Annotated in this window: 11 protein-coding genes, 2 rRNA genes and 1 riboswitch (1 of these 14 only partly in view); of the genes, 1 reads left to right on the top strand and 12 read right to left on the bottom strand. The window is 66.1% G+C overall.

Features of this window, described 5'->3' with window-relative positions; translation table 11 throughout:
* Positions 1-60 precede the first annotated feature (60 nt).
* Positions 61-159: riboswitch (glycine riboswitch) on the bottom strand.
* A gap of 140 nt (positions 160-299) precedes the next feature.
* Positions 300-677, top strand: a complete 378-nt coding sequence (locus tag OG210_RS28520) for a PRC-barrel domain-containing protein (protein WP_328324411.1) — start codon at positions 300-302, stop codon at positions 675-677.
* On the opposite strand, the gene OG210_RS28515 is transcribed toward OG210_RS28520, so the two are convergent.
* The 12 genes from OG210_RS28515 to OG210_RS28460 form a co-directional block, all read right to left on the bottom strand.
* Positions 593-2,200: a DNA polymerase IV gene (locus tag OG210_RS28515; protein ID WP_328324413.1), complete on the bottom strand. Its 1,608-nt coding sequence runs from the start codon at positions 2,198-2,200 to the stop codon at positions 593-595. The genes OG210_RS28520 and OG210_RS28515 overlap by 85 nt on opposite strands.
* Positions 2,201-2,256: 56 nt before the next feature.
* Positions 2,257-2,829: a MerR family transcriptional regulator gene (locus OG210_RS28510; protein WP_371540523.1), complete on the bottom strand. Its 573-nt coding sequence runs from the start codon at positions 2,827-2,829 to the stop codon at positions 2,257-2,259.
* Positions 2,830-3,015: 186 nt separating this feature from the next.
* Positions 3,016-3,489: a bifunctional nuclease family protein gene (locus OG210_RS28505; RefSeq protein ID WP_164266948.1), complete on the bottom strand. Its 474-nt coding sequence runs from the start codon at positions 3,487-3,489 to the stop codon at positions 3,016-3,018.
* A 53-nt stretch (positions 3,490-3,542) separates the two neighbouring features.
* A complete protein-coding gene (locus OG210_RS28500) occupies positions 3,543-4,286 on the bottom strand; it encodes a MerR family transcriptional regulator (RefSeq protein WP_371539351.1) in 744 nt (247 codons plus the stop codon).
* A 17-nt stretch (positions 4,287-4,303) separates the two neighbouring features.
* Complete coding sequence (locus tag OG210_RS28495) at positions 4,304-5,170, bottom strand: FHA domain-containing protein (protein ID WP_371540520.1); 867 nt, start codon at positions 5,168-5,170, stop codon at positions 4,304-4,306.
* A 148-nt stretch (positions 5,171-5,318) separates the two neighbouring features.
* Positions 5,319-6,218, bottom strand: a complete 900-nt coding sequence (locus OG210_RS28490; RefSeq protein ID WP_328324417.1) for a DUF881 domain-containing protein — start codon at positions 6,216-6,218, stop codon at positions 5,319-5,321.
* Positions 6,219-6,238: 20 nt separating this feature from the next.
* Positions 6,239-6,571 (bottom strand): small basic family protein, encoded by a 333-nt coding sequence (locus OG210_RS28485; RefSeq protein ID WP_164266945.1) that lies wholly within the window; start codon positions 6,569-6,571, stop codon positions 6,239-6,241.
* The gene (locus tag OG210_RS28480) at positions 6,568-7,491 is read right to left on the bottom strand and encodes a DUF881 domain-containing protein (protein ID WP_328324419.1); all 924 of its coding nucleotides are present in this window, start codon (positions 7,489-7,491) and stop codon (positions 6,568-6,570) included. Before OG210_RS28480 ends, OG210_RS28485 begins: the two co-directional genes overlap by 4 nt.
* A 97-nt stretch (positions 7,492-7,588) precedes the next feature.
* Complete coding sequence (locus OG210_RS28475; protein WP_328324421.1) at positions 7,589-10,084, bottom strand: mannose-1-phosphate guanyltransferase; 2,496 nt, start codon at positions 10,082-10,084, stop codon at positions 7,589-7,591.
* Between the two features lie 113 nt (positions 10,085-10,197).
* Positions 10,198-10,806 (bottom strand): CDP-alcohol phosphatidyltransferase family protein, encoded by a 609-nt coding sequence (locus tag OG210_RS28470; protein ID WP_328324423.1) that lies wholly within the window; start codon positions 10,804-10,806, stop codon positions 10,198-10,200.
* A gap of 175 nt (positions 10,807-10,981) precedes the next feature.
* Positions 10,982-11,098, bottom strand: a 5S ribosomal RNA gene (rrf, locus tag OG210_RS28465).
* A 78-nt stretch (positions 11,099-11,176) separates the two neighbouring features.
* A 23S ribosomal RNA gene (locus tag OG210_RS28460) occupies positions 11,177-13,204 on the bottom strand (it continues 1,097 nt past the right edge of the window).

Below are 13,204 nucleotides of genomic sequence, written 5' to 3'. Positions count from 1 at the left end.
GTCGGTGAGGTAAGGATCCGGGCGTGCCCGCCCGACGCCCGCCCTGCTTTCCAGAGTGACCTCGTCCGCGCGGTACGTGTGCCTGAGAGATTCCGGGGAGGATTTGCTCCTTCGGCGCCCCCGGACAACGCGTCCGAAGGGCTCTCCCGCGCGGGGTCAGCAGCCACTGGCCAGCCTACCAGCGAGCCACTTCGCACGGTGTTCGAGTGGCCGATGCCCCGGATCTGGACTTCCCTGAGGGGGAGACCTTCGCAGGGGGCGGGAGACATCGTGATCCGTTGCGATCAGTTGGAGGGACCGTGCAGACCGACATAGATCCGCGCAGCCTGATAGGCCGCAAGGCGTTCGACCGCAATGGCCTCAAGATAGGCACGGTTGACGAGGTCTACCTCGACGACGCCACCGGAGTGCCCGAGTGGGCCGCGGTACGCACCGGACTGTTCAGCCGGGACGCGTTCGTCCCGCTGAAGCCGAGCGAACTGGTCAGGGAAACCCTGCAAGTGCCCTTCGACCGCGACCTGATCAAGGAAGCACCGGGCTTCGGAGTCGGCCGCCATCTCTCTCCCGAGCAGGAGCTGCAGCTCTACCACCACTACGGGCTCGGTATCTCGGCCCCCACGCCGCCGCCTCCCGACCGGGACTTCGGCCGGCTCGCGGGCGAAGAGGAACGCACCTGACCCTCCGGCCCAGCCCCGGCAGTCACTGCTTCCCCGGAACGCCCTGGCGGCCCCTCACCGGTGTCCGCCTCCTCCCCCGGGGCCGTCCCGTCCGGCCCCGCCGGTCTGCCTGAGCCGTCCGGTTCACCTCGCCCGTCCGGTTCACCCGGCCCGTCCGGGGCAGACCGGACCAGCGGCAGCGGATCCGACGGCTTCAGCGCGGGATCGTCGACCCTGAAGGTCCGCACCCGGCCGGGCGCGGTCGCGTACGGATCCTCGAACCGCACCGTCACCCGGCCCACGCCACTGCCCTGCACCCACCCCGCGCCGTACTCGTCATGGCGCACATCGTGCCCGGCGAGCCAGCGGCGCCCCGTGCCGGACGGCGGCTCGTCCGCGGCCGGCTCCGGCGGCGCCGCGGGACCGGGTGCCGCCTCTTCCGCCGCGAGCTCCAGCACGGCCGCCCGCTCCGTGGCCGCCTGCGCGAAAAGATCCTCCTGGGTGAAGTCCGCGAGGCCGGTGACGCCCACCCCGAGCAGCCTCACGCCGCCCGTGGTGTCCACGGCCTCCAGCAGCCGCCCCGCGGCCTCGCGCACGACCTCGGGGTCGTCCGTGGGCCCCCGGAGCGTCTCGGAACGGGTCAGCGTCGAGAAGTCGTACCGCCGGACCTTCAGCACCACCGTCCGCCCGGACCGCCCCGCGTCCCGCAGCCGCTCCACGCACCGTCCGGCCAGCCGCACCACCTCCGCCCGCACCCGCGCCCGGTCGTGCAGGTCCACGTCGAAGGTGTCCTCCACCGAGACCGACTTGGTGTCCCGCTCGGACACCACGGGCCGGTCGTCCTGGCCGAGCGCCATCCGGTACAGCGAGGCGCCGTGCGCCTTGCCCAGCAGCCGGACGAGCTCGTCCTCACCGGCCCCGGCCAGATGGGACACGGTGGTCATCCCGGCCCTGCGCAGATGCTCACCGGTCGCCGGGCCCACTCCCGGCAGGATCCGTACGGAGAGGGGCGCGAGCAGCTCGCGCTCGGTGCCCGGCTCTATCAGGACCAGGCCGTCCGGCTTGGCCCGCTCCGAGCCGATCTTCGCGAGCATCTTGGAGCCGGCCAGACCCACCGACCCGCTGAGCCCCGTGACCGCCAGGATGTCCCTGCGCAGCTGCTCACCGGCCCGCCGGGCCGACCGTCTGCCGTCTGCGACTCCGCCCGCCTCCAGGTCCACGAAGGCCTCGTCCAGGCTCAGCGGCTCGACCAGGGGCGAGAGCCGCCCGAGCAGTTCCATGACCTGGCCGCTCACCTCGCGGTAGAGCGCGAAGCGCGGCACCAGATAGGCGGCGTTCGGACAGAGCCGGCGGGCCTGCGCCATCGGCATCGCCGAATGCACCCCGAACCGCCGTGCCTCGTACGACGCCGTCGACACCACTCCGCGCGGCCCCAGCCCGCCGACCACCACCGGCTTCCCGCGCAGGCTCGGCTTCGCCGCCTGTTCCGCGGCGGCGAAGAAGGCATCCATGTCCAGATGCAGGATGGTCGGTACGGCTCTCACACCACCGATGCTGCCTCACGGCACTGACAATCGGGCCCCCGCAGCGCGGAGGCCCGTCAGACGGCGCGGTTGCGGCGCCTGGCCAGCTCGTCGGCCGGGTTGTGGCCGATGAGGGTCTCGCCGGTGTCGACCCGCTCGCCGTGCAGCTGGGAGAGGGCGCTCTCCACGTCCCGCCACACGACCCCGACGGCGATCCCGAAGATCCCCTGGCCGCCCTGCAGCAGGCCGACCACCTCGTCGGGCGAGGTGCACTCGTACACCGTCGCGCCGTCGCTCATCAGCGTCATACGGTCGAGGTCGCCGGCCCCGCGGTCTCTGAGGTGGTGGACCGCCGTCCGGATGTTCTGGAGGGCCACACCGGTGTCCAGGAACCGCTTCACGATCTTGAGGACGACCACGTCCCGGAAGCTGTAGAGACGCTGGGTGCCCGACCCCTGGGCGGGCCGCACGCTCGGCTCGACCAGTCCCGTACGCGCCCAGTAGTCGAGCTGCCGGTAGGTGATGCCGGCCGCCGCGCAGGCGGTCGGCCCCCGGTAGCCGACGGTGTCGGTCGTCGATTCGGCCGCTGAGCCGTGAAGCGGATACGGCACTCCGTCCCCCGGACCCAGTCCGGGGAGTTCCCCTGCCACATCTTCGCCGGTGCTTCTCACGCCGACCTCCGTCCTTGAACTGCCCACTCGACGGTAGGCAGTCACTTGAGGTGCGTCAACGATCGCCACACTCGGCACGCCGAGTGATAATCACCCTAGGAGTGGTTTCGCGTGCCCCTCTCCGGGGAAAGGCTTGCCGGATGCGCTGACGACCCGAGCGGAGCGTCACTGGCTGTTGGTCCCGAAGTCCTCCGGAGAAATCTGGTCGAGGAACTCGCGGAACTTCTCCACCTCGTCCTCCTGCTCGTCAGGAATCGCGATTCCCGCATCGTCGAGCACCCCGTCACTGCCGTAGATCGGCGTCCCGGTGCGCAGGGCGAGCGCTATGGCGTCGGAGGGCCTCGCACTCACCTCGACCCCGCTCGCGAAGACCAGCTCCGCGAAGAAGACCCCGTCCCGCAGGTCGGTGATGCGCACTTCCGTGAGCTCCTGGCCGACCGCTTCGAGGACATCCTTGAAGAGGTCATGGGTCAGCGGCCTTGCTGGAGCCATGCCCTGCTGGGCGAAGGCGATCGCGGTCGCCTCACCAGGGCCGATCCAGATAGGGAGATACCGGTCGCCTCCCACTTCACGCAGGAGCACGATCGGCTGGTTGGAGGGCATTTCCACCCGGACACCCACAACGTCGAGCTCGTTCACACAGCAACCCTAGGACGTGCCCGGCAGGTTTGGGTAGTCGGGCACCCCCGTGATCAGTACAACCGGACCCTGAGGGAGGTCTGCACGAGCGCCGCGTGAAGCCGCACGGTCAGTGCTGCCAGGTCCTTCGTGGTGTTGTCCGCATCCGCTCTGGTCTGCGGATTGCGGTTCAGCCGAAGGGGGGCGACGACCTGCTCGATCAGCCCGGACTCACGGTCGGCGGCCGCTTTCATGGCACGCAGATGCCGCGGTTCCAGACCGAATCGGCCCAGGTCCGCGACGAGCCCGGCCACATTCACGGCCTCCGCGTCGTATCCGCCCTCCGGGAGCGGCGACAGCAGCCCGTACGACTCCCACTCCGCGAGGTCGTCCGCACTGATCCCGGCGGCCGCGAGCAGCTCCTCCCGGCCCACCCGGGACGCCGTGGGCACGCCTGCGCCGCCGTCCGGCGCTCCGTCCGCGGGCTCACGGACGGCACCGGGCGCGGGGAGCTGGATCTGCTCGCCCCGGCCCAGTGCGTCGAGGTGGTCCCGGATGACCTTCAGCGGCAGATAGTGGTCGCGCTGCATCCGCAGGACCTGAGCCAGCCGCTCGACGTCCGCGGTACCGAACTTCCGGTACCCGGACGACGTGCGCTGCGGCTCGACGAGCCCTTCGGCCTCCAGAAAGCGGATCTTGGAGATCGTGACTTCGGGAAACTCTTCCCGGAGCAGGTTCAGGACCGTGCCGATACTGACCAGCCGGTCGTCCTCGGTGGCGGTGCCGTCGCCGGCACCGCCCGTCGATGATTGCCGCATGGGCCTTCCCTGACGGGTCACACGCCCCGCTGGCTCGCGTAGAAGACCAGCCGGTACTTGCCGATCTGCACCTCGTCACCGTTGGCGAGCACGACGGCGTCGATGCGCTCACGGTTGACGTACGTGCCGTTCAGGCTGCCGACGTCCGAGACGGTGAAACCGCCGTCGGCGCCCCTGCGGAACTCCACATGCCGCCTCGACACCGTGACGTCGTCGAGGAAGATGTCGCTCTGCGGATGGCGTCCGGCCGTGGTCAGATCGCCGTCCAGCAGAAAGCGGCTGCCCGAATTCGGACCACGGCGGACCACCAGGAGCGCCGAGCCGAGGGGCAGGGCGTCGACCGCCGCCTGGGCCTCGGGGGAGAGCGAGGGCGAAGCGGTCTGCCCTGTCACCTCCGCCTCGTACGCCTCGAGCCCGGAGATGGAGATCGTCGAAGTGGTCTCCGAGGGCCGCTCGGGCACCCCGGCGCGCAACGGCGCTCCACAGTTGGAGCAGAACCGACTGTCCTCGGCATTGCGGTGGCCGCACCTCGTGCAAACCGGCATGGATGCACCCTCCTGCCGCGACTGCCCTGCGTGGGCGTTGGTTGCGTACGGATCGGAGGGCAACCCTCGACCCGTACTTGAGGTTGATGCTTCACCAAAACCTATGCGGCCCTGGCCCGCAGGGTCAACAGACGACGCACCCTGATCACCCGAAATGTCACCACCCGGCCGACCCACCTCGTCCCGGAACAGCGGGCGGTCGCCGCCCTGGTCCTCGCCCTCCACATGGTGTGGGGCGCGGTGCCGCGCGCTGTCCTCACGTGCACTCTTGCCGAACAACTTCCCAAACAACTTCACGGGCGATTCCCCTTGACCGAAACAGACCCGCCCGTGGGGCAGGACGAACTCTCAATGAACACACCTGCCGAACCGGACATCCTTACAACGTCCGTACCCCCCAGACAGTTTCCACCACGCACCCCGCTATCCGTGCGCCGACCCCCCGCAACCTCATGCCCTTGTCCCGCGGCCCTCACACGCCCCCGCCTCACTGCGAGGAGGACCGAGCGTAGTCAGGCCGCTTCGCCGGTCGCAAGGCGTCCACAACGATCTTCTGTGCAGGCGTCACAGTGGCTGTGGCCTGCTCCTTCTCCAGAGTCTGCACCACTCCGCCCGGAATATTCAGCGCGGGCTCCAAGTCGGCCGGTTTCCCGATGACCTTGAAGGTGTACGGCGCACTGATCTTCTCCGTGTCCACCTGGATCCCGCCGCCCGCGTCGGAGAAGTAGGTGTCCCCCACGACCCGGACACCGTTGACCTGGATCGCCTCGGCGCCGGCCGCCCGCAACTCCTGGACCGTGTCGAGCAGCATGTCCGCCTGGACCGTTTTATGCGGGTCGTTGACGAGCAGGGTGATGCCCGGGCCCTGGGCGGCCACCGTCCCGGCCAGGATGCCGAGCTGACGCGCTTTCTCGTTCGTCTGCTTGCGCGCCTCCTCGGCCTGGTCCGAACTGCTCTCCAACTCGCTGCGCTGGCTCTGCAGACGCTGCTTCTCGTCGTCCAGGCGCTGGGTGCGGTTGTCGAGCTCGTCGAGGATCCGCACCAGGTCCTCCTGGCGTGCGCCGCGCAGCGGGCTGTTGTCGCTGTTGGAGCGGACCTGAATGGCGAGTCCCAGACCCAGTACGAACAGCAGCAGGGCGACGATGAGTTGTGCCCTGGTGACCCGGGGCGGCCACAGGGCGGCGATCAGCCGCTGCCGGCCTGCCTGCCTCGGCTGCGCCGCGGGCGTCGCCCCCGTGACATCTCCAGGCGGTGTCCGCGCGGGCTTCTCATCGGGCAGCGCGCCGGGGAAGCGCCCGGGCCTGCCGCCGGTATCGCGCGGTGGCTCCTGCGGGCTCTGCGGACTGTCCGGGTCCCGCGGATCGGGCGGGTTCTCATCGTTGTTCATCGGCTCGTCACCCATCGGCCTCACGCCCGGAACACATGCCTGCGAATGGCCGCGGCGTTCGAGAAGATGCGGATGCCGAACACGACGACAACGCCGGTGGACAACTGTGCGCCGACGCCCAGCTTGTCGCCGAGGAACACAATCAGCGCGGCCACCACGACGTTGGACAGGAAGGACACGACGAAGACCTTGTCCACGAAGATTCCGTCGAGCATGGCCCGCAGACCGCCGAAGACCGCGTCGAGGGCTGCCACGACGGCGATGGGGAGGTAGGGCTCGACCATCGCCGGCACTTCGGGCCGGACCAACAGTCCGACCACGACTCCCACGACGAGGCCCAGTACGGCGATCACGATGTGCCCTTCCCTGTGTCGGCCGCGCCTTGGTCGGTGCCGGCGGCCTTCGGCTTTGCTGTACGTACGATCAGGCTCGCGGCCGCAGGAAGGCGCACGTCGGCCTGGTCGGAACTGCTGGTGCGGATGGAATAGCTGTCCTTCAGGACCTTCAGGTACTGCCCACCGACACTGTCATCGAATTCGCTGAGCAAGTGCTTCCCGTCCCCCACCGCCAGCACCGTGTACGGCGGTACCAGCGGCCTGTTGTCGACCAGTATGGCGTCACCGGCGGCGCGGATCGCCGACAGGGCGGTCAGGCGCTGTCCGTTGATGGCGATCGCCTCGGCGCCCGACTGCCAGAGGGCGTTGACGAACTGCTGCATGTCACGGTCGCGTACCCGTCCCGTGTCGGAGAACCCGGGGCTCTCCCGCGGGCCTCCGCCGTCGCTCTGCGAACTGTCCTTGGCATCGTCGATGACCAGCTTCACGCCGGGACCGTGCACCGCTGTCGCACCGGACAGCAGCGCCACGAGCCCACCCTGGTCGCCCCCGTGCTTCTGGAGCGCCTTGCGCTGCTGCTCACCCACCGAATCGCGCAGCCCGTCGACCTTCTTCTGTTTCGCGTCGGCGGACGAAGTCTCCGAGTCGATACGGTCGATGAGCTCCTGGCGCTCCTTCGCGACCACGGGCGCCGTCACTCTGGCCTGCGCGGCGCCCACGGTGACCACGACTGCGGCAAGCACCAGACCCGCGGCAAGACCGAGCTTGGCCCGCAGTGAACGCGGCATCCCGGCACTGCCCTCGGCCCGCCGCCGGGCGGTCGCCTCGGCGTAGCCGTCGTCGAGGCTGTGGTCCATCACGTTGTTGAGCAGCGACATCGACGCATCGGGGCGCGGCGGCGGGGAGGCTGCGCTCCGAACGGGGGGCTGCTTCGGCATGCCGCACATCGTCGCACGTCGCAGCCGCAGGCTCCCAATGGCCCCGTCGCTGTACCGGACGGCCCGGGCTCATGCCGTCCGGTACACCGCTACGACCTCACTGACCCGCGCCGTCCACGATCGACGACCACTCGTCGAGCAACGCCTGCGCGGACGCGTCGTCCGGTCCTTCCGCCCACAGATGAGTGACGGCTTCGGCCGGGGCCGGCAGCACCATCACCCAGCGGCCGTCGGTTTCGACCACCCGGACCCCGTCCGTGGTGTCCACGGACCGGTCGGCGGCCGCCTCCACCACCCGGCGCATGACCAGGCCCTTGACGGCCCAGGGCGTCGCCAGGTCACGACGGAGCACATGGGCGCGCGGAATCCGGTCGTCGATCTGACTGAGCGTCAACTGTGTACGGGAGACCAGGCCGATCAGCCGGACGAAGGCCGCAGTGCCGTCGAAGACGCTGCTGGACTCGGGGATGATGAATCCGCCGCGCCCGTCACCGCCGAAGATGGTGGAGTCCTCGCGGCCGACCCGGGTCAGGTCGTCGGGCGAGGTCGTCGTCCACTCCACCTGGGTCCCGTGGTACGCCGCGACCTGCTCGGCGATCCTCGTGGTCGTGACCGGCAGCGCCACGCGCCCGCTGCGCCGCTCGGCCGCGATCAGATCCAGCATCACCAGCAGAGCGCGGTCGTCCTCGATGATCCGGCCGCGCTCGTCCACGAGGGAGACCCGCTCGCCCACGGGGTCGAACCGCACTCCGAACGCGGCCCGCGCCGAGGCCACGATCTCGCCGAGCCTGACGAGCCCGGCACGGCGGGTGTCCGCGGTCTCCGTGGGCCTCGACTCGTCGAGCCCCGGGTTGATGACGAGCGCATCGACACCGAGCCGTCCGAGGAGGCTGGGCAGGACGAGTCCGGCGCTGCCGTTGGACGCGTCGACCACGACCTTGAGCCCGGCGTCGGCGATCCCAGTGGTGTCCACGTTGCGGAGCAGGGAGCCGGTGTACGAGTCGAAGACGCTCGCCGGGAAGTGCAGGTCGCCGATCTCACCGGGGAAGGCACGGCGGTACTCCTGGCGCGCGTACACCCGGTCCAGCTTGCGCTGCCTGCCCTGCGAGAGGTCTGCCCCGCTCTCGTCGAAGAACATGATGTCCACGGAGTCGGGCACACCGGGCGAGGTCCGGATCATGATGCCGCCCGCACTGCCGCGGGCGGTCTGCTGTCTGGCCACCGGCAGCGGCGCGTTCTCCAGGTCCCGTACATCGATGGCACTGGCCTGGAGGGCGGAGATCACTGCCCGTTTGAGGGCACGCGCACCACGCGAGTGGTCACGTGCGGTGGTGACCGTGGAGCCCTTCTTGAGCGTGGTGGCGTACGCACCGGCCAGCCGTACGGCGAGCTCCGGGGTGATTTCGACATTCAGGATTCCGGAGACTCCGCGAGCGCCGAAAAGATGCGCCTGGCCCCGGGACTCCCAGATCACCGAGGTGTTGACGAACGCACCGGCCTCAATGGTCTTGAACGGATAGACCCGCACATTGCCCTGGATGATGGATTCCTCACCGACGAGGCACTCATCACCGATGACGGCGCCGTCCTCGATGCGGGCCGCCCGCATGATGTCGGTGTTCTTCCCGATCACGCAGCCACGCAGGTTGGACTGCTGGCCGATATACACGTTGTCGTGGATGACAGCCCTGTGCAGGAAGGCGCCGGTCTTGACGACCACATTGGAGCCGACGACGGTGTGCTCCCGTATCTCCACGCCCTCTTCCACTTTGGCGTAGTCGCCGATGTAGAGCGGGCCCCGGAGTACGGCGTCGGGATGCACCTCGGCGCCTTCGGACATCCATACACCGGGAGAGATCTCGAAGCCGTCGATGTCCACGTCGACTTTGCCTTCGAGGACGTCGGCCTGGGCCTTCACATAGCTCTCGTGAGTCCCGACGTCCTCCCAGTAGCCCTCAGCGATATAGCCGTAGACCCGCTTCCCCTCCTTCATGAGCTGGGGGAAGACATCGCCGGACCAGTCGACCGAGACGTCTGCCTCGACGTAGTCGAAGACCTCGGGTTCCATCACATAGATGCCGGTGTTCACGGTGTCCGAGAAGACCTGGCCCCAGGTCGGCTTCTCCAGGAAGCGCTCGACCTTTCCTTCCTCGTCCACGATGGTGATGCCGAACTCCAGCGGATTCGGCACCCGGGTCAGGCACACCGTGACGAGTGCACCCTTCTCTTTATGGAAATTAATCAGATCTGTCAGGTCGAAGTCGGTGAGCGCATCCCCTGAGATCACCAGAAAGGTATCGTCCTTGAGCGCCTCTTCCGCGTTCTTGACACTTCCTGCGGTGCCGAGCGGCTTCTCCTCATTCGCGTATGTGAGCTCCATGTCGAGCTCTTCACCGTCGCCGAAGTAATTCTTGACGAGGGACGCGAGGAACTGCACGGTGACGACGGTTTCACTGAGCCCGTGCCGCTTCAACAGCCGCAGCACATGTTCCATGATCGGTCGGTTGACCACCGGTAGGAGCGGCTTGGGCATACTTGAGGTCATAGGGCGAAGACGTGTTCCTTCGCCACCAGCCATCACGACGGCCTTCATGTCGGAAGCGCCCTCCTTGAGATGTCGACAGTCCAGCCGACTTCACCCGTCCGGTGAGGACACTCGGGCGTCATACGCAATCCGGCCACGTTGCGCGGTGCGCATCGACGAGCTCAATCGGCTGCTACATCCGCCTTCACAAGCCGGCGGACTTGTACCACATACAGGATTCCTGCCCACCAGTAGAGCGTTGTACCCCACCCTGCGAACGCCCATCCGAGAATCGACGCCAGGGTGCTCAGCCAGCCACTACCGTCGCTGAGCAGGAGCAACGGGAACGCGTACATCAAGTTGAAGGTAGCTGCCTTGCCCAGAAAGTTCACCTGGGGCGGGGGATAGCCGTGCTTGCGCAGGATTCCCACCATGACCAGAAGCATCAGCTCACGGGCCAATAGTGCCGCGGTCAACCAAATCGGCAGGATCTCCCGCCAGGTCAGACCGACCAGGGTGGAGAGAATGAAGAGACGGTCCGCGGCAGGGTCGAGCAGCCGTCCCAGCTTGCTGATCTGGTTCCAGCGGCGGGCCAGCTTGCCGTCAAGATAATCGCTCACACCGCTGAGCATGAGCACCAGCAATGCCCAGCCATCACTCTTCGGCCCGCCGAACTCGGGGCGGAGGATCAGCCACAGGAAAACGGGCACACCGACGAGGCGGGCCATGCTGAGGATGTTGGGGATGGTGAGTACCCGGTCCGTCTGAACACGGGTCTCCTGGACCTCCACCCGGGGGCCTCCTGTGAGGAACGTACGAACGATGCTCCCTGACCTTACCCTCAGCGGCGGCCGGCCAAGTCACAGGGGTCAGTGGTCAGATGCCGTCCTGGATATGAAAACTGCCCGTGAACGCAGTAATGCCTCAGCCCCGGACCATAACGGTCCAGGGCTGAGGCTAAAAATTGTTCGGCGGCGTCCTACTCTCCCACAGGGTCCCCCCTGCAGTACCATCGGCGCTGAAAGGCTTAGCTTCCGGGTTCGGAATGTAACCGGGCGTTTCCCTAACGCAATGACCACCGAAACACTATGAAATTAACGAAACCGGGTGACTTCACGGTCGTTCGTTATTTCAGAACTAACACAGTGGACGCGAGCAACTGAGGACAAGCCCTCGGCCTATTAGTACCAGTCAGCTCCACCCGTTACCGGGCTTCCACATCTGGCCTATCAACCCAGTCGTCTACTGGGAGCCTTAACCCCTCAAAGGGGGTGGGAATACTCATCTCGAAGCAGGCTTCCCGCTTAGATGCTTTCAGCGGTTATCCTTTCCGAACGTAGCCAACCAGCCATGCCCTTGGCAGGACAACTGGCACACCAGAGGTTCGTCCGTCCCGGTCCTCTCGTACTAGGGACAGCCCTTCTCAATATTCCTACGCGCGCAGAGGATAGGGACCGAACTGTCTCACGACGTTCTAAACCCAGCTCGCGTACCGCTTTAATGGGCGAACAGCCCAACCCTTGGGACCGACTCCAGCCCCAGGATGCGACGAGCCGACATCGAGGTGCCAAACCATCCCGTCGATATGGACTCTTGGGGAAGATCAGCCTGTTATCCCCGGGGTACCTTTTATCCGTTGAGCGACAGCGCTTCCACAAGCCACTGCCGGATCACTAGTCCCGACTTTCGTCCCTGCTCGACCCGTCGGTCTCACAGTCAAGCTCCCTTGTGCACTTACACTCAACACCTGATTGCCAACCAGGCTGAGGGAACCTTTGGGCGCCTCCGTTACTCTTTAGGAGGCAACCGCCCCAGTTAAACTACCCATCAGACACTGTCCCTGATCCGGATCACGGACCGAGGTTAGACATCCAGCACGACCAGAGTGGTATTTCAACGACGACTCCACAACCACTGGCGTGGCCGCTTCAAAGTCTCCCACCTATCCTACACAAGCCGAACCGAACACCAATATCAAACTGTAGTAAAGGTCCCGGGGTCTTTCCGTCCTTCTGCGCGAAACGAGCATCTTTACTCGTAGTGCAATTTCACCGGGCCTATGGTTGAGACAGTCGAGAAGTCGTTACGCCATTCGTGCAGGTCGGAACTTACCCGACAAGGAATTTCGCTACCTTAGGATGGTTATAGTTACCACCGCCGTTTACTGGCGCTTAAGTTCTCAGCTTCGCAACCCCGAAAGATCACTAACCGGTCCCCTTAACGTTCCAGCACCGGGCAGGCGTCAGTCCGTATACATCGCCTTACGGCTTCGCACGGACCTGTGTTTTTAGTAAACAGTCGCTTCTCGCTGGTCTCTGCGGCCACCCCCAGCTCAGAGTGCAAGACTCATCACCAGGAATGGCCCCCCTTCTCCCGAAGTTACGGGGGCATTTTGCCGAGTTCCTTAACCATAGTTCACCCGAACGCCTCGGTATTCTCTACCTGACCACCTGAGTCGGTTTAGGGTACGGGCCGCCATGAAACTCGCTAGAGGCTTTTCTCGACAGCATAGGATCATCCACTTCACCACAATCGGCTCGGCATCAGGTCTCACCCTCAATGTTGTGCGGATTTACCTACACAACGGGCTACACCCTTACCCCGGGACAACCACCGCCCGGGCTGGACTACCTTCCTGCGTCACCCCATCGCTTACCTACTACCACCTTGGTTCAGCGGCTCCACCACTTCCCTTTGCCCGAAGGCTCCAGGACGGCTTCACGGCCTTAGCATCAATGGGCTCAGTATTGGGCGTTTCAAAGCGGGTACCGGAATATCAACCGGTTGTCCATCGACTACGCCTGTCGGCCTCGCCTTAGGTCCCGACTTACCCTGGGCAGATCAGCTTGACCCAGGAACCCTTAGTCAATCGGCGCACACGTTTCTCACGTGTGTATCGCTACTCATGCCTGCATTCTCACTCGTGAACCGTCCACAACTCGCTTCCGCGGCTGCTTCACCCGGCACACGACGCTCCCCTACCCATCCATACAGGCGTTAGCCCTATGTGTATGAATGACACGACTTCGGCGGTACGCTTGAGCCCCGCTACATTGTCGGCGCGGAATCACTTGACCAGTGAGCTATTACGCACTCTTTCAAGGATGGCTGCTTCTAAGCCAACCTCCTGGTTGTCTCTGCGACTCCACATCCTTTTCCACTTAGCGTACGCTTAGGGGCCTTAGTCGA

Origin of the sequence: Streptomyces sp. NBC_00466 (assembly GCF_041433995.1) — a bacterium.
GTDB lineage: Bacteria > Actinomycetota > Actinomycetes > Streptomycetales > Streptomycetaceae > Streptomyces.
The sequence above is the reverse complement of the archived record's forward strand: the minus strand, read 5'-3'. Positions and strand labels throughout refer to the sequence as shown.

Excerpts from the sequence above, each read along its gene's own strand:
- OG210_RS28500 (WP_371539351.1), bottom strand. The coding sequence starts at position 4,286 with ATGCGGCAATCATCGACGGGCGGTGCCGGCGACGGCACCGCCACCGAG.
- OG210_RS28490 (WP_328324417.1), bottom strand. The coding sequence starts at position 6,218 with ATGAACAACGATGAGAACCCGCCCGATCCGCGGGACCCGGACAGTCCG.
- OG210_RS28480 (WP_328324419.1), bottom strand. The coding sequence starts at position 7,491 with ATGCCGAAGCAGCCCCCCGTTCGGAGCGCAGCCTCCCCGCCGCCGCGC.
- OG210_RS28475 (WP_328324421.1), bottom strand. The coding sequence starts at position 10,084 with ATGAAGGCCGTCGTGATGGCTGGTGGCGAAGGAACACGTCTTCGCCCT.